At 65.1% G+C, this 14,917-nt stretch carries 15 protein-coding genes; 4 read left to right on the top strand and 11 right to left on the bottom strand.

All coding sequences use genetic code 11. The annotated features are described in order from the left end of the window. Nucleotide 1 precedes the first annotated feature (1 nt). The 8 genes from I6F36_RS15525 to I6F36_RS15490 form a co-directional block, all read right to left on the bottom strand. Complete coding sequence (locus I6F36_RS15525; protein WP_036004419.1) at nt 2–487, bottom strand: FixH family protein; 486 nt, start codon at nt 485–487, stop codon at nt 2–4. 15 nt (nt 488–502) lie between these two features. Beyond that, nucleotides 503–1,969: a cytochrome c oxidase accessory protein CcoG gene (gene ccoG / locus I6F36_RS15520; protein ID WP_036037795.1), complete on the bottom strand. Its 1,467-nt coding sequence runs from the start codon at nt 1,967–1,969 to the stop codon at nt 503–505. A gap of 121 nt (nt 1,970–2,090) precedes the next feature. After that, nucleotides 2,091–2,966 (bottom strand): cytochrome-c oxidase, cbb3-type subunit III, encoded by an 876-nt coding sequence (gene ccoP, locus I6F36_RS15515; protein WP_225143672.1) that lies wholly within the window; start codon nt 2,964–2,966, stop codon nt 2,091–2,093. A gap of 6 nt (nt 2,967–2,972) precedes the next feature. After that, complete coding sequence (locus I6F36_RS15510; protein ID WP_025034779.1) at nt 2,973–3,137, bottom strand: cbb3-type cytochrome c oxidase subunit 3; 165 nt, start codon at nt 3,135–3,137, stop codon at nt 2,973–2,975. Between the two features lie 13 nt (nt 3,138–3,150). Further along, nucleotides 3,151–3,885, bottom strand: coding sequence for a cytochrome-c oxidase, cbb3-type subunit II (ccoO, locus tag I6F36_RS15505; RefSeq protein WP_036025943.1), 735 nt, complete (start codon nt 3,883–3,885; stop codon nt 3,151–3,153). Nucleotides 3,886–3,897: 12 nt separating this feature from the next. Beyond that, a complete protein-coding gene (gene ccoN / locus I6F36_RS15500) occupies nt 3,898–5,547 on the bottom strand; it encodes a cytochrome-c oxidase, cbb3-type subunit I (RefSeq protein WP_036004408.1) in 1,650 nt (549 codons plus the stop codon). 321 nt (nt 5,548–5,868) lie between these two features. Continuing rightward, entirely contained in the window at nt 5,869–6,294 is a 426-nt protein-coding gene (locus I6F36_RS15495; protein ID WP_225134168.1) for a CBS domain-containing protein, read from the bottom strand. Between the two features lie 40 nt (nt 6,295–6,334). Then, nucleotides 6,335–7,168 carry a universal stress protein gene (locus I6F36_RS15490; RefSeq protein ID WP_225171708.1) on the bottom strand — a complete coding sequence of 278 codons (834 nt, stop codon included), beginning with the start codon at nt 7,166–7,168 and terminating at the stop codon, nt 6,335–6,337. Nucleotides 7,169–7,385: 217 nt separating this feature from the next. Here I6F36_RS15490 and fixL point away from each other — a divergent pair, with 217 nt between their 5' ends. The 4 genes from fixL (at nt 7,386) to I6F36_RS15470 (ending at nt 10,786) form a co-directional block, all read left to right on the top strand. Next, nucleotides 7,386–8,903: a sensor protein FixL gene (gene fixL / locus I6F36_RS15485; RefSeq protein ID WP_074447512.1), complete on the top strand. Its 1,518-nt coding sequence runs from the start codon at nt 7,386–7,388 to the stop codon at nt 8,901–8,903. Nucleotides 8,904–8,906: 3 nt separating this feature from the next. Then, complete coding sequence (gene fixJ / locus I6F36_RS15480) at nt 8,907–9,524, top strand: response regulator FixJ (RefSeq protein WP_036025946.1); 618 nt, start codon at nt 8,907–8,909, stop codon at nt 9,522–9,524. A 43-nt stretch (nt 9,525–9,567) separates the two neighbouring features. Beyond that, nucleotides 9,568–9,984 (top strand): response regulator transcription factor, encoded by a 417-nt coding sequence (locus I6F36_RS15475; protein WP_036025947.1) that lies wholly within the window; start codon nt 9,568–9,570, stop codon nt 9,982–9,984. Nucleotides 9,985–10,087: 103 nt separating this feature from the next. Continuing rightward, nucleotides 10,088–10,786: a helix-turn-helix domain-containing protein gene (locus I6F36_RS15470; protein ID WP_225171707.1), complete on the top strand. Its 699-nt coding sequence runs from the start codon at nt 10,088–10,090 to the stop codon at nt 10,784–10,786. A 39-nt stretch (nt 10,787–10,825) separates the two neighbouring features. Here I6F36_RS15470 and I6F36_RS15465 read toward each other — a convergent pair whose 3' ends face one another. The 3 genes from I6F36_RS15465 to I6F36_RS15455 are packed head-to-tail and all read right to left on the bottom strand — an operon-like array spanning nt 10,826 to nt 14,907. Further along, nucleotides 10,826–12,139: an MFS transporter gene (locus I6F36_RS15465; RefSeq protein ID WP_225171706.1), complete on the bottom strand. Its 1,314-nt coding sequence runs from the start codon at nt 12,137–12,139 to the stop codon at nt 10,826–10,828. Nucleotides 12,140–12,162: 23 nt separating this feature from the next. Further along, the gene (locus tag I6F36_RS15460) at nt 12,163–12,684 is read right to left on the bottom strand and encodes a PRC-barrel domain-containing protein (protein ID WP_057026798.1); all 522 of its coding nucleotides are present in this window, start codon (nt 12,682–12,684) and stop codon (nt 12,163–12,165) included. A gap of 18 nt (nt 12,685–12,702) precedes the next feature. Further along, entirely contained in the window at nt 12,703–14,907 is a 2,205-nt protein-coding gene (locus I6F36_RS15455; RefSeq protein ID WP_036004384.1) for an amylo-alpha-1,6-glucosidase, read from the bottom strand. Nucleotides 14,908–14,917 lie beyond the last annotated feature (10 nt).

Genomic DNA, 14,917 nt, shown 5'->3' with positions numbered 1-14,917 from the left:
TTCAGTTCAGGATCACGCGGTTGCGCGACATGAACACGCGCGTCCCCCGCGCCTCGCCCTCGATCACCAGGTCCCATTGGCCCGGCGCGACGGACGCCGCATTGCCGCGATAGAGGCCGATGCCGGCTTCGGTGAGCTCGACGGCGAGGTCGGCGCGCTTGTCGGTCGGCCGCTCCAGCCGGCCGCCGAACTTCAGCCCGGAGATCGGCTGGCCGCCGGCGTCGCGGGCCTCGACCTGGACCGAGGCGCCGCCGTCGTTGCGGCGCTCGACATGGGCGTTGACCTTCCACTTCCGCGCGGCCTGGTCCTGCGCCGCCGAGATCTCGCGATCGTAGACGAGGCCCGCGGCATAGGGGCTGTCGACGTCGGTGCCGGGCAGCGTTGCGATGGCGAGCTTCATCATGGTGGCGTTGACGCCGATCACGAGGCCGAAGAAAGCGACCAGCATCAGGAAGACCTTGGTTCCGGTCAGCGGCTTGGATGACATGGTGGTCTCCTGATCTTACGGCGCGACAAAATTGTCGGTGGCGCTCGCGGCGACGCCGAGCCCGATGTCCATGACGTGGAAGCGGACCGGAATCGATTTCTCCGGATTGTTTTCGGCCGGCGCGGTGACCAGCAGCCGCAGCTCGCTGGTCGCATCGCGCGGGATCACGATGATCGGACGGTCCGGCGTGACCGAATCGATGCCGACGACGTGCATCGTGGGGTTCACGGGCCCCTCGACGTCGATCGCGATGACGCGGTCGTAGCCGCTCTTGTTCAGCAGCCGCACCGTATAGGCGTTGCGGATCGAGCCGTCGCTCAGCTTGACCGCGACCGGGTTGCGGTCGTGCAGCACGTTGACGTCGAGCAGGCTGCGGGTCGCCAGCGTATAGATCATGAAGCCGCCGACGGCCGCGATAATGGCACTATAGACGACGGTGCGAGGCCGGACGATCCGGTAGATCGGCGCCTTGCCTTCCTGGCGGCGATGGATGTTGATGTCGTTGTCGTAGCCGATCAGCCGCTTCGGCCGGCCGATCTTTGTCATCACGTTGTCGCATGCGTCGATGCAGAGGCCGCACTGGATGCATTCCATCTGCGGCCCGTTGCGGATGTCGATGCCGGTCGGGCAGACCGCGACGCATTGGTAGCAGTCGACGCAATCGCCGACCTGCTGGCCGAGGGCGCGCAGCTCGGCGGCCTTTTTCACCGAGGTGCGCTTCTCGCCGCGGTCATAGCGATAGGTGACGTTGAGCGCCCATTCGTCGGTGAGTGCGGCCTGAATGCGCGGCCACGGACACATATAGGTGCAGACCTGCTCGCGCATGAAGCCGGCGAGCAGATAGGTCGTCGCGGTGAGGATGCCGATCCAGATATAGGCGAGCATCGGCCCCTGGAAGGTGACGAGCTCCTTCACCAGGGTCGGCGCGTCGTTGAAATAGAGCACCCAGGCGCCGCCGGTCCACCAGGCGATCATGAGCCAGATCGAATGCTTGAGCACGATCTCGGAGATGCGCTCCAGCTTCATCGGATCGGACGATTTGTCCTTCTTCATCCGCTCGCGCCGGTCGCCCTCGATCAGGCGTTCGACCGCGTAGAACAGGTCGGTCCACACCGTCTGCGGACAGAGATAGCCGCACCAGATCCGCCCGCCGATGGAGTTCATCAGGAACAGCGCCACCGCGGCGACGATCAACAGGCCCGTGAAGTAATAGACCTCCTGCGGCCACAGCTCGATGAAGAAGAAATAGAAGCGGCTGTTGGGAAGATCGATCAGCACCGCCTGGCTCGGCGCACCGAGACCGCGATTCCAGCGCACGAAGGGCAGGAAGTAGTAGACGCCGAGGCAGAATGCCATCAGGCCCCATTTGATCCGGCGGAAAGTACCGGAGACGCTCTGGGGATAGACCTTCTTGCGGGCCGCATAGAGCGGCCCGACGTCGTCCGCGGGCTTCAGTTCGTTCGGATTGACGGTCTTGTTCATCGCCTCGAGCTTCTTCAAAGGTGCGATTAAACCTAGACCCGGCACCGCCGCGCGGGTTGATCCAACGCAAACGGGGGCGCTTTTCTTCGCCCCCGCCGGAAGTCGTCGGTCGCGGATCGGCCTATTTGCCGCCGCCGAGCGAGTGGACGTAGACCGCCATCGCCTTGATGGTGGCGGGATCGAGCCGGCCTTCCCAGGCCGGCATCACGCCGGCGCGGCCCTGGCCGATGGTCTCGATCAGGCTCGCCTCGTCGGAGCCGTAGAGCCAGATCTTGTCGGTCAGATCAGGTGCGCCCATCTCCTGGTTGCCCTTGCCGGCGTCGCCGTGGCAGGCGGCGCAATTCTCCGCAAAGATCTTCTGGCCCTTGGCGGCGTCATAGCCGTTGCGGGTCGACAGGCCCGACAGCGACCGCACGTAATTGGCGGCGGTGACGATCTCGTCGCCCTTCAGCACGCCATCCTTGCCGAAGGCGAGCATCTGCCCCTCATGGGTCTTGGCATGGCCCGACCGCACGCCGAACTGGATGGTCTGCATGATCTGGTCGAGCGAGCCGCCCCACAGCCATTCGTCGTCGTTCAGGTTGGGATAGCCCTTGGACCCCGTCGCCCCCGTGCCGTGGCACGGCGCGCAATTGTCGCCGAACACCGTCTTGCCCTTGGCGCGCGCAAGCGCCAGCAGAGCCGGATCCTTCTGGATGTCGGCGAGCGAGGCCGAGCCCAGCGCCGCCATCTTGTCACCCCGGATCTTCTCGAGGTTGGCGAGCTCGACCGCGACGTCGGCGCGCGAGGAATAGCCGAACAGGCCGGTGGTGTTGCTTTGGATCAGCGGCCAGGCCGGATAGACGATCCAGTAGCCGATCGACCAGACGATGGTGAGATAGAAGGTGATCACCCACCACCGCGGCAGCGGCGTGTTGAGCTCCTTGATGCCGTCCCACTCGTGTCCGGTCGTGGACTTGCCGGAGACGGAATCGATGTCGCTAGAATGATCGGTCATGTTTTCTCACTCCTCCCGCAAGGGCAGGTGCGCTGCCTTGTCGAACGCAGCCTTGTTACGGGGCCAAAATGCGTAGGCGATGATCGCGAGAAAGATCGCGACGAACACCGGTGTCCAGATCGTCGTCACGAGATCGGACGCAAGATTATGGACGGTCAGGATGGCTTTCATCGTTCATGCCTTCTCAGCGAAGATTGGCTTTCTCGTTGTAGATCTTGAAGTCGACCAGCGTGCCGAGCATCTGCAGGTACGCGACCAGCGCGTCCATCTCGGTCGGCGTGCCGGTCTTGCCGTCGAAATTGCGTACGACGGCCTTGGCGTAGCGCTTGGTGAAGGCGTCGGTGCCGGCATTGTCCGGATCGGCCTGGGCCTTCAGGTCGGCGGCGGCATTGGCGAGCTGCTCGTCGCTATAGGGCACGCCGACGGTCCTGAGGGTGCGCATGTCGCCGGCGATCGCATCCGGGTCGATCTCGGCCTTGCTGAGGAACGGATAGCCGGGCATCACGGACTGCGGCACGATCGCGCGCGGGTTGGCCAGATGGGTGACGTGCCACTCGTCGGAATATTTGGCGCCGACACGGGCGAGATCCGGGCCGGTGCGCTTGGAGCCCCACTGGAACGGGTGATCGTACATGCTCTCGGCGGCGAGCGAGAAATGGCCGTAGCGCTCGACCTCGTCGCGCAAGGGCCGGACCATCTGCGAATGGCAGAGATAGCAGCCCTCGCGGACATAGACGTTGCGCCCCGCCAGCTCCAGCGGCGTGTAGGGCCTGACCCCATCGACCTTCTCGATCGTGCTCTTGAGGTAGAACAGCGGAGTGATCTCGACGAGACCACCGACCGCGACCACCAGCAGGATGCCGACAATCAGGATGATCGAGTTCTTTTCGAAGATTTGGTGACGTGTCCAGAACGACATTGCTTGAGCTCCTCATTCCGCCGGCTGAAGAGCGACGGGCATCTGGACTTCCTGTTCGCCGACGCGAACCGTCATCCAGAGATTGTAGGCCATGATCAGCGAGCCGATCAGGAACAGGCCGCCGCCTGCGGCACGGATGATGTAGAAGGGATGCATCGCCTCGACGGTCTCGATGAAGGAATATTCGAGGAAGCCGAGCGAGGTGTAGGCGCGCCACATCAGGCCCTGGAGGATGCCGGACACCCACATCGCCGAGATGTAGAGGACGATGCCAAGGGTGGCGACCCAGAAGTGCCAGTTGACGAGCTTGAGGCTGTAGAGGCCCTTGCGATTCCAGGCCCACGGCACCAGGCAGTACAGCGCGCCGAAGGAGACGAAGCCGACCCAGCCGAGCGCGCCGGAATGCACGTGGCCGATGGTCCAGTCGGTGTAGTGGCTGAGCGAGTTGACCACCTTGATCGACATCATCGGGCCTTCGAAGGTCGACATGCCGTAGAAGGCGACGGAGACCACGAGCATGCGCAGCACGGGATCGGTGCGCAGCTTGTCCCAGGCACCCGACAGCGTCATCAGGCCGTTGATCATGCCGCCCCAGGAGGGCATCCACAGCATGATCGAGAAGGTCATGCCGAGCGTCTGCGTCCAGTCCGGCAGCGCCGTGTAGTGCAGATGGTGGGGACCTGCCCAGATGTAGAGGAAGATCAGCGCCCAGAAGTGGATGATCGAGAGCCGGTAGGAATAGATCGGCCGCTCGGCACGCTTCGGGATGAAGTAGTACATGATGGCGAGGAAGCCGGCGGTCAGGAAGAAGCCGACCGCGTTGTGGCCGTACCACCACTGGAACATGGCGTCCTGGATGCCGCCCCAGGCGACGTAGGACTTCGAACCGAACACCGAAACGGGCAGCGCCGGGTTGTTGCCGAGATGCAGCACCGCGATCGTCACGATGAAGGCGAGATAGAACCAGTTCGCAACGAAGATGTGCGGCTCCTTGCGCTTGAAGATGGTGGCAAGGAAGACGAGCAGATAGACGACCCAGACGATCGTCAGCCACAGATCGGCGTACCATTCCGGCTCGGCATATTCCTTCGACTGGGTGACGCCGAGCAGATAGCCGGTGCCGGCGATCAGGATGAAGAAGTTGTAGCCGAGCACGACGAACCACGGCGCGAGGTCACCGGCAAGGCGCGCGCGGCAGGACTTCTGCACCACGTAGAAAGAGGTCGCGATCAACACGTTGCCGCCGAAGGCGAAGATCACAGCGGAGGTGTGCAGCGGACGCAGGCGGCCGAAGCTGATCCAGGGCAGATCGAAGTTCAGCGCGGGCCAGGCCAGCTGCGAGGCGATGATGAGGCCGACGAGGAATCCGGCAATGCCCCAGAACATCGCCATGAAGGCCGAGAACTTGATCGGCCCCATGCTGTAGTTCGGGCGGCCGTTGATCTCCTGGGCCGGCAGCGCCGCCGGCCTCTCGAAATAGCGGTTGACGATGAAGAACACCGCAGCGAGGCTCGCCGCCGCGCTGAGCGCAGCGTGGAACGCGAAGGGCGCATCGAGCGCCTTGGCCGAGGCGATCACGCAGAGGAAAGCGGTGACTGCGAATACGACAGCCAAGCCGCTTTCACCGATGGTCATGGATTTTGAGATGGAGGGCTGGCTCATGCGGATTCTCTCTGAAAGAACACGCTGCCAGAAACCACATCCACCCTCGCGGCGAATTGATTGAAATCAAGATAGATGGATTTCTGTTAATGTGAGCCGATGCAGTGCCAGTTGAAATGCCCTCTCCCCTTGTGGGAGAGGGCAGCGAGAAAGGTGCGGCAAACTCACTTGGGTGAGGGGTTGGTTCCGCACGAAAAGTTTTTCCGTTGAAGCGGACCCCTCATCCGGCGCTTCGCGCCACCTTCTCCCGCAAGGGGAGAAGGGAAGAAAGATAGATAACCTCCGTGAAATCGCGGAGGTTGGAACAGAAGGATCCAGACCTCACTCCCGCGCCGTCGCCTTGAGCGCCGCGATGACGTCCTCGCGCGCGATGATGCCGGCCAGCTTCTGTGTGCCGTCGAGCACGATGATGCTCCTGATGCGGTGCTCGACCATGATCTGGAGCACGCGCGTCAGCCGCGTGTCGGGGCTGACATAGATGAACTCGGGCGTCATGACGTCGCCGATCTTGCGGCTCATCAGGTCGTCGTAGCGCGGCAACATCTGGCTCGGCGTGAAGGCGAAGCACTTCAGGATGTCGAACTTGGTGACGATGCCGACCACCTGCCCGTCGTCTTCGACCGGATAGGAATTGAAATCGTCGGTCTCGAACATCTCGCTGAGCTGGAACAAATCGAGGCCGCGCTGCACCGTCTTGACGTTGCGCGTCATGTAGCCGTCGACGGTCTGTTCAAGAAATTGGTACACGGCGCGTCCTCCTCGATTCCTCCAACTGGCCGGACGATGGTCAGTGCGACAGCAGCACGCTGCGGACGGTTTGCGTCACCAGATATTGGGTGACGCCTCCGAGGATCAGTTCGCGAAATCTCGAATGACCATAGGCGCCCGCGACGATCAGGCCCGCGCCGGTGTCGCCGGCGACTTTCTCCAACCGCGCAGCAGGGGTTTCGTTTCCTGCGGCCTCGAGAACCCGCGCAGTCGCGGTGATGCCGTGGCGGCCGAGCCAGGCGGCAACGTCGCTGACACCGGCCATCACGGCCGAACGGTCGTCGCCCCGCTCCGGGATTTCCACGATGGTGACGTCCTTCGCCTTGTGCAGCATCGGCAGCGCGCCCGCCACCGCCCGCCGCGCTTCCGGCGTGTCCTTCCACGCCACCAGCACGCTGCGCAGGTCGAGCCAGTTGGCCCGGTCGGGAACGACGAGCAGCGGGCGGCCGGTCTGCATCACCAGGTCCTTGGGACTCGCCAGCGAGAAAGCATCGGAGAAGGCCGGGCTCTGCCCGCCGCTGACGACGATGTCGGCGCAACGCGCCTGCGCCGTGACGAAGCGGGCCGGATAATCCATCGCGCTGCGCCACTCCGCATGCCCACCGCGATTCTTCACGGCGGCGCGGAATTGCGCTTCGAGCCCGGCCAGCCGCCGCTTGATCGAAGCTTCGCCCTCGTCGATCAGCGCTTGCGCCTCTGCGCCGTCGGTGAAATAGAGCGGCGGGACGAACTGCGCCGCAGCGACCCCGACGATGGCCGCCTCGAATCGTTCGGCGAGCTCGCCTGCGACCTGAAGACGCGCTTCGTTGGGCTGATCGAGCGCCAGGCTGACCATGACGGTGGCGTATGTCATCGGGGATCTCCAGCATTACAGAATTTTTTGAATCCTAGACCTGCTGCCGCGCAACAGGCTGAGCTAGATCAAATCGAGGTCTCTGGCTGCCCACTCTCCCGGAATGGGGAGTCCGGCAGTGGATTCAACGTCCACGCTTGCCTCCGGCCGAGCCTTGGGCGACATTGCCGAAGCGGTAACGGCATCCTGCCGGTCCGCCGAGAATAGGAGCAGAACCTTGGCGCCGACCCGCGGGAACCATCCGGCAGACGATGGTCGGGGCGAGCATTTCCGAGTCCGCATCGAGGGATTCGGGGTCGGCACCTGGGACCTCGACCTGCAGACTCGCGAGCTCGACTGGTCGGACACGGCCAGGCGACTGTTCGGCCTGCAGCCGGACCGGGCCGTCAGCTACGATCTCTTTCTTTCCCTGTTGGAGCCGGGCGATCGGGACCACCTCCTGAAGGCGATCGGGCGCACATCGGAAGGTGGCGGGGGCCTCGACTTGTCCTTCAAGGTCAGCGGCGCGTCCGGAAACGGCCAATGGATCCGGGCCAGGGCCGGCGTGATCCGGGACGATGCGGGCATGCCGCGTCATCTCAGCGGGATATTCCTGGACATCAACGAGGAGAAGCAGCTCGAAGAGGCCCTGCGGTCCCAGGAGAATCATCTTCGCTCGATTCTCGAAACGGTGCCCGATGCCATGATCGTCATCGATTCACGCGGCATCATGCAGCTCTTCAGCAGCGCGGCGGAGCGGCTGTTCGGCTACAGCAAGCAGGAAGCGATCGGCCGGAACGTGAGCATTCTCATGCCGGAGCCCGATCAGTCGCGTCACGACAGCTATCTCACGCGCTATCTCAGGACCAATGATCCGCACATCATCGGCATCGGCCGGATCGTGACGGGCAAACGCCGCGACGGCACGACCTTCCCGATGCACCTGTCCGTCGGGAAGACGCAACGCGCGGGCGAGCCCCATTTCACCGGCTTCGTCCGCGACCTCACCGAGCACCAGCAGACCCAGGCGCGGCTCCAGGAGCTGCAATCCGAGCTCGTGCACGTGTCGCGGCTGACCGCGATGGGCGAGATGGCTTCCGCGCTCGCCCACGAGCTCAACCAGCCGCTGGCGGCGATCAGCAATTACATGAAGGGATCGCGGCGCCTCCTCGCCGGCAGCACCGATCCCAACATGCCGAAGGTCGAAAGCGCGCTGGACCGCGCGGCGGAACAGGCATTGCGCGCCGGCCAGATCATCCGCCGCCTGCGCGACTTCGTCTCCCGCGGCGAATCCGAGAAGCGGGTCGAGAGCCTGTCCAAGCTTATCGAGGAAGCCGGCGCGCTCGGGCTCGCCGGCGCGCGCGAGCAGAACGTGCAGCTCCGCTTCAGCCTCGATCCCGACGCCGACCTCGTTCTCGCCGACCGGGTGCAGATTCAGCAGGTGCTGGTCAACCTGTTCCGCAACGCGCTCGAGGCGATGGCGCAGTCGCAGCGGCGCGAGCTCGTTGTCGCCAACACCCGTGTCGCCGACGGCATGATCGAGGTGGAGGTCTCCGACACCGGCATCGGCTTCCGGGAAGACATCATTCCAAACCTGTTCCAGACCTTCTTCACCACCAAGGACACCGGCATGGGCGTGGGACTCTCCATCAGCCGCTCGATCATCGAGGCCCATGGCGGCCGCATGTGGGCCGAGAGCAACGCAGCGGGCGGAGCGACGTTCCGCTTCACCCTGCCGGCAACCGACGAGAGCTGATCCATGACGACCAAGGGAAATGTTTACGTCATCGACGACGACGCGGCGATGCGGGACTCGCTGAACTTCCTGCTGGATTCCGCCGGCTTCGCCGTCACTTTGTTCGACGACGCGCTCGCCTTTCTCGAAGCCCTGCCCGGCCTCGGTTTCGGCTGCATCGTCTCCGACGTGCGCATGCCCGGCCTCGACGGCATCGAGCTCTTGAAGCGGATGAAGGCGCAGCAAAGCCCGTTTCCGATCGTGATCATGACCGGTCACGGCGACGTGCCGCTGGCGGTCGAGGCGATGAAGCTCGGGGCGGTCGACTTCCTGGAAAAACCATTCGATGACGACCGTCTCACTGCCATGATCGAGTCGGCGCTCCGCCAGGCCGAGCCCGCCGCCAGGAACGAAGCCGTCGCGCAGGACATCGCTGCCCGCGTCGCATCCTTGAGCCCGCGGGAGCGCCAGGTCATGGAGGGGCTGGTCGCGGGCCTCTCCAATAAGCTGATCGCCCGCGAATACGACATCAGCCCGCGGACCATCGAAGTCTACCGGGCCAACGTCATGACCAAGATGCAGGCGAGCAGCCTTTCGGAACTGGTTCGCCTCGCGATGCGCGCCGGCATGCTCAACGATTGAGGCAGGTCAAGGCGGCTTCACGGGGCCATGCTAGCCAGACAGCATGGTTGATGTCAGCCCACATGGTGCGCGGCCATCGTCCTCCCCACAACCCACCGTCTTTGTGGTCGATGATGATGCCGCAGTCCTCGGATCCCTGCGTTTTCTGTTGGAAACCGACGGCTTCGCCGTGCGGACCTTCAGGAGCGGCACGGCGCTGCTCAATCTTGGCGCCGCCCCCGGGCCGGACTGCTACGTCATCGACTACAAGATGCCCGACATCAACGGCATCGATTTGACCGGCCGGCTTCGCAAATCCCACCGCGACGCGCCCGTGATCCTGATCACCGGCTATCCCGACGAGAACATCTCGGCCCGGGCCGCGATGGCGGGCATCAAGGACGTGGTTTTGAAGCCGCTTCTGGATGAAAACCTCGTCAAGTGCATCCGCCACGCGATCAAGGACCGCCCCCGCGCCTGACCTACGGGATTCTACGTAAGGCACCCCCCTTAAGATATCTCGCGAAATTTTCGAGGCACCCGATACCACGTAGGAAAGCGTCATCACAACGGAGATGGCGCAGATGCTGACCCAGACGCTCAACACCCCGGCGATCAACACCCAAATCGGTGGCAAGATTGCCCCTGCCCACCCTGTTACCGACCAGTTCGGCGCGATCGTGGGCCATGTCGGTCTGGTCGCCACCGAGTTCTCCTACGGCAAGGACGAGGAGATCTATGGCGAGGAGGAGGCGGCCGAATATGTCTATCAGGTCGTCACCGGCGCAGTACGCAGCTACAAGCTTCTCTCCGACGGCCGCCGCCAGATCGGCGCCTTCCATCTTCCCGGCGACGTCTTCGGCCTCGAATCCGGTCCCGCTCACCGCCTCGCCGCTGAAGCCATCATCGACACCAGCGTTCGCCTCGTGAAGCGCGCCAGCCTGGAAAAGGCCGCCGGCACCGACGTGCAGGTCGCCCGCAAGCTCTGGGCCATGACCGCCGGCGAGCTGCGCCACGCTGAGGACCACATGCTGCTGCTGGGCCGCAAGACTGCGATGGAGCGCGTCGCGACCTTCCTGCTCGAAATGGACGGCCGCCTCGCCGTCGCCGGCATGATGGCGCTGCCGATGTGCCGCCGCGACATCGGCGACTATCTCGGCCTCACGCTGGAGACCGTGTCGCGCGCGCTGTCGCAGCTTCACGCTCAGGGCATCCTCGGTTTCTCCGGTGCCCGCCAAATCGTGCTGCGCAACCGCCAGCGCCTGCACAATCTCGACGCCTGATGCTTCTTCCTCCCCCCACTTTGGCCGGCTGAATTCGTTTCAGTCGGCCACTTCTTTGGTGGCGGTCAGACCCGTGCGCCGCGTCTCCGGCATCACAAAGAAGATCAGCAGGAGCCCCGCTGCGGCAACGCCGGACAGCCCGATGAATGCGGTGGCATTGCCGAACTTGTCGCTGACATAGCCGCCAAGCACCGTGCTCAGCGACGCGCCGATGCCCGTTGCGGTGCCGACGATCCCCTGCGCCAGGTTGAAATGCCCGCTGCCGAACGCGACGTCGGCGACGATCAGCGGGATCATCACCGCGAAGACCGCCGCGGTGATGCCGTCGAACACCTGCACCAGCACCAACAGATACGGATCGCGCACGGTCGCAAACAACAGGCCGCGAATCGCCAGAGCACCGAATCCGATCAGCAGCAGCGGGCGCCGGCCCCACGCTTGCGCCTTGCGCCCCACCGTCGGCGACAGCAGCGCCACGATCGCTTGCGGAACGACGATGCAAAAGGCGACGAGCACGGTCGCCCATTGGCTCGATCGCGCCGTCACCGCGCTCGCCATCAGCGGCATCATCGCGGCGTTCGCGAGCTGCAGCAGCAGCACGCTGAGCGCGAACACGATGAGCGGGCGCTGCCGGATCAGGTGCCAGATATTGGGATCGCCGCGGTCGGCGGCTTCAGGCGGCAGCTCGCCGTGACAGCGCCTGATGTCGACCTCGTTCTCGCGGATGCGCGACAGAGCGATCAGGGTTGGAATCACGAGCAGGAAGGTGACCAGGAAGACCGAGCGGCTCGATAACAGGTAGCCCGCGGTGCCCATCACCGCCGCCGCGACGCCGTTGCCGAGCGAGGCGAAGCGCGCGTTGCGCCCGAGCCGCTCGCCGATCGCGAGCGGGCCGACGAGGCCGAGGCTGATCGCGGCGATCGCCGGCCCGAGCACGCAGCTCGCCATCGCATGCAGCGTGGCGGCGGTCACCACGACGGCGAAGATCGGCATCGCCGCATAGGCCAGCGCGCAGGCGCCGATGGTCGCGATCGCGAGGGCAGCGACGAGGCGCTCCGATTTCGCGGCATCGATGATCGCGCCGCCCGGCATCTGGCCGATCAGGGCGACGATGCCGCCGATCGACAGCACGAACCCGATCTCGACCTGGGTCCATTTCTGCGTCGTCAGATAGACCGCGATGAAGGGACCGAATCCGGTCTGCACGTCGGCGAGGAAGAAGATGAACCAGTCGAGGCCGCGCAGGCTCTGGCGCGACGGCGCCGGAATGCCCTCAGCCGCCGGCTCCGCGACGTTGTCCTGCTCGACGACGCCGCCGCGATCTGCATGATTCGGCTTCCTCGACAACAGCACGGGCGGTCAGCCCTCCCTGCACCTCACTGAATCGCTTGCAGCGGCTGAAGGCTGCCGGACGCGCCGAGCACGACGATCGGCGTGTCCTCCTTGTATTCCGGTGCGGCCGCGACCTGCGCCTTGGTCAATTCCAGCGTGATGCTGTCCTTCTTGTTGGCGATCTTGCCGAAGCGCAGCGCGTTCCAGTCGACGACGATCTTGCGGCTGCCGACGCCGAGGAAGCCGCCGAAATCGATCGCCGCAGCGCGGACATGGCCGGTGCGATCGACGATGACGTCGACGATGCGACCCATGTCCTCGCCGGCGGCGCTGCGAACGTCGCGGCCGAGAACGCCGTGGGCCTCGCTCGCGCCGATGATGGTCACCGATGGCGGCGGCGCGGCGTCCTTGGGCGTAACGGGCACCGTGGAAGCCGGCGGTTGCACATTTGCCGGTGCCTTTGCCTCGCTCGGGGATGCAGGCGGCTCCTCGGCCGCGCGCGATTCGGCGACCGTCAAGCCCGCGACGATCGCCACGCCCAAGATCAACCTTCCGATCGCACGCATGACCTCCTCCTCGCGCCTCTAGCGCGCCAGCACGATCGAGACCTGGATCTGACCGCGCGTGCGCAACACTTCCAGCGCCACGTCGTCGCCGTGACGGCTGACGCGAAGATCGACGCTGGATTCGCCAAGGCGCAGATCGCGCAGGATCACCTCGTTGAGGAACGCCGGCAGATGCGGGTTGCGCAGGCGAATCTCGCCGCGCGCGACGTCGAACTCGAGGCCGAGTGCCGCCTCCAGCAACGTGAACGGCGTCGCGCTGGCCCAGGCCTGCGGCGCGCAGGCGACCGGGTACAGCGTCGGCCCGCGCCGCTTCTCGCGCCGGAAGCCGCAGAACAATTCGGGCAGCCGGCGCAAATCCATGTAGGTCGCGGCGTCGAACAGCCCCTTGAAGACATGCGCCACCGAATGCTTGAGGCCGTAGCGCGCCAGCCCCAGCGCGATCAGCGCGTTGTCGTGCGGCCAGATCGATCCGTCATGGTAGGACATCGGGTTGTAGCGCACCTCGCCTTGCGCGACGGTGCGGATGCCCCAGCCCGAGAAGAAATGCGGCCGCATCAGATCGGCGGCGACGAGACGCGCGCGGTCCTCGCGGACCATGCCGCTGAACAGGATCTGCCCGGCATTCGAGGTCCTCACCTTGCAGGGCCGCTTCTTGCCGTCGAGCGCGAGCGCATAGGTGCCGAGCTCCTCGCACCAGAACGCCTGCTCGAAGCGCTCGGCGAGCGCCCTGGCTTCGGCCTCGAGCTTGCGCACGCGGTCCGGCTTGCCGAGCCGCAGCGCGCAACGCGCCGCGAGCTGCTTGGCGGCAAAGACGTAGCCCTGGACCTCCGCGAGCGCGATATTGCCCTCGGCAAGCCGGCCGTCGGCATGGAAGATCGCGTCATAGGAATCCTTCCAGCCCTGGTTGGCCAGACCCTTCTCGGTCGCGCGCTGGTATTCGACGAAGCCGTCCTGATCGGGATCGCCCGGACCGTCGATCCAGGCGAGCCCCGCCTCGATCGCGGGCCACAGCTCGATCAACGTGGCCTCGTCGCCGGTGCGCTCGAAATAGCTGCCTGCGAGCAGCACGAACAGCGCGGTCGAATCGACGCTGCCGTAGTAATGCGCGAACGGGACTTCCCCGAGCGCCGCCATCTCGCCGCCGCGCATCTCGTGCAGGATCTTGCCGGGCGCGGCGTCCGCGAGCGGATCGACCGCCGCGGCCTGGAAATGCGCGAGCCGGCGCAGGACGCCCTTGGCAATGCGCGGATCGACCCAGAGCATCTGCAGCGCGGTGATGAGGCCGTCGCGCCCGAACGTCGTCGAGTACCAGGGAATGCCGGCATAGGGATAGCGTCCCTGCGGCGTCTCGGTCATCAGCATGTTGAGGTCGGCCATGGCCTGGCACAGCACCTCGTTGAAGATGTTGTTGGAGGTCTCGATGCTGGCCGCGCCCATGGTCGACTGCCGCATCTCGCGGCGGTGCGCCAGCAGACCCGGGAAGAACCGCACCGGCTTCTCCGTCAGCGGCCGGTTGCAGGACACGGCCACGAACAGCGATTTGGCCTGGTGCGGCTCCAGGTCGAGCTCCCAGGTCGCAGCGTTGACCGAGAGCCGCGTCGGACGCGGATCGAAATGCAGGCCGGTGGTCCGCTCGGCGTCGTCAAGGCCGCGATACTCGAACAGGACGTCGGTCGGCCCGAGCAGCCGGCCGGTTCCGACGCCGCGGCGCGGCCGCCGCTCGCCGCGGACCTCGAACAGATCGGCGAAGTCGTTGCCGAACAGCAGCGTCAGCTCGAAGCTGGTGCGCCGGTCGCCATGGTTCTGCACGCCGATGCGCTGGTAGGCGGTGCCGCGCCACAGGAAGATGGTGCGCACGACGTGCAACAGGTCCTTTTGCAGAACGAGGTTGCCCTGCCGGTAGATGTCCGGATTGGTAAGATCGACGGTCAACGCCGAATTGTCGTCGCGCAGATTCGAGCCGAGCAGCAGCGGCTGGAGATCGTCGAGCACGAGCTCCAGCCGCGCAAGATAGCGCGTGTCGTGATGGAACAGTCCGTCCGGCCCGCCAGCGGACGCGCCGATGTCGCCGTGGCTGTCGAGCACGATGAAGGTGTCGTCGTGCTTGAGCGAACGCCGCGGCCGGGCCGAGGGCCCGGTCATCGGAATGTAGAAGGGCTGTTCCGCGACCTGTTCCGGGGTCCGCGTCACGGAGACGAACTGGGTTACGGCTTCTGCCGACATGAGCTGCTCC

Source organism: Bradyrhizobium sp. BRP19, assembly GCF_020194195.1.
In the GTDB taxonomy this organism is placed as follows: domain Bacteria; phylum Pseudomonadota; class Alphaproteobacteria; order Rhizobiales; family Xanthobacteraceae; genus Bradyrhizobium; species Bradyrhizobium yuanmingense.
Note: the sequence above shows the minus strand (reverse complement) of the source record. Positions and strands in the feature narration are given on the sequence as shown.

Bases quoted from the DNA above. Each gene is read 5' to 3' on its own strand.
- ccoG (WP_036037795.1), bottom strand. From the start codon at position 1,969: ATGAACAAGACCGTCAATCCGAACGAACTGAAGCCCGCGGACGACGTC.
- ccoP (WP_225143672.1), bottom strand. From the start codon at position 2,966: ATGACCGATCATTCTAGCGACATCGATTCCGTCTCCGGCAAGTCCACG.
- I6F36_RS15455 (WP_036004384.1), bottom strand. From the start codon at position 14,907: ATGTCGGCAGAAGCCGTAACCCAGTTCGTCTCCGTGACGCGGACCCCG.
- I6F36_RS15475 (WP_036025947.1), top strand. From the start codon at position 9,568: ATGGTTGATGTCAGCCCACATGGTGCGCGGCCATCGTCCTCCCCACAA.
- fixJ (WP_036025946.1), top strand. From the start codon at position 8,907: ATGACGACCAAGGGAAATGTTTACGTCATCGACGACGACGCGGCGATG.
- I6F36_RS15525 (WP_036004419.1), bottom strand. From the start codon at position 487: ATGTCATCCAAGCCGCTGACCGGAACCAAGGTCTTCCTGATGCTGGTC.
- ccoO (WP_036025943.1), bottom strand. From the start codon at position 3,885: ATGTCGTTCTGGACACGTCACCAAATCTTCGAAAAGAACTCGATCATC.
- I6F36_RS15460 (WP_057026798.1), bottom strand. From the start codon at position 12,684: ATGCGTGCGATCGGAAGGTTGATCTTGGGCGTGGCGATCGTCGCGGGC.
- I6F36_RS15510 (WP_025034779.1), bottom strand. From the start codon at position 3,137: ATGAAAGCCATCCTGACCGTCCATAATCTTGCGTCCGATCTCGTGACG.
- ccoN (WP_036004408.1), bottom strand. From the start codon at position 5,547: ATGAGCCAGCCCTCCATCTCAAAATCCATGACCATCGGTGAAAGCGGC.
- I6F36_RS15470 (WP_225171707.1), top strand. From the start codon at position 10,088: ATGCTGACCCAGACGCTCAACACCCCGGCGATCAACACCCAAATCGGT.
- I6F36_RS15490 (WP_225171708.1), bottom strand. From the start codon at position 7,168: ATGACATACGCCACCGTCATGGTCAGCCTGGCGCTCGATCAGCCCAAC.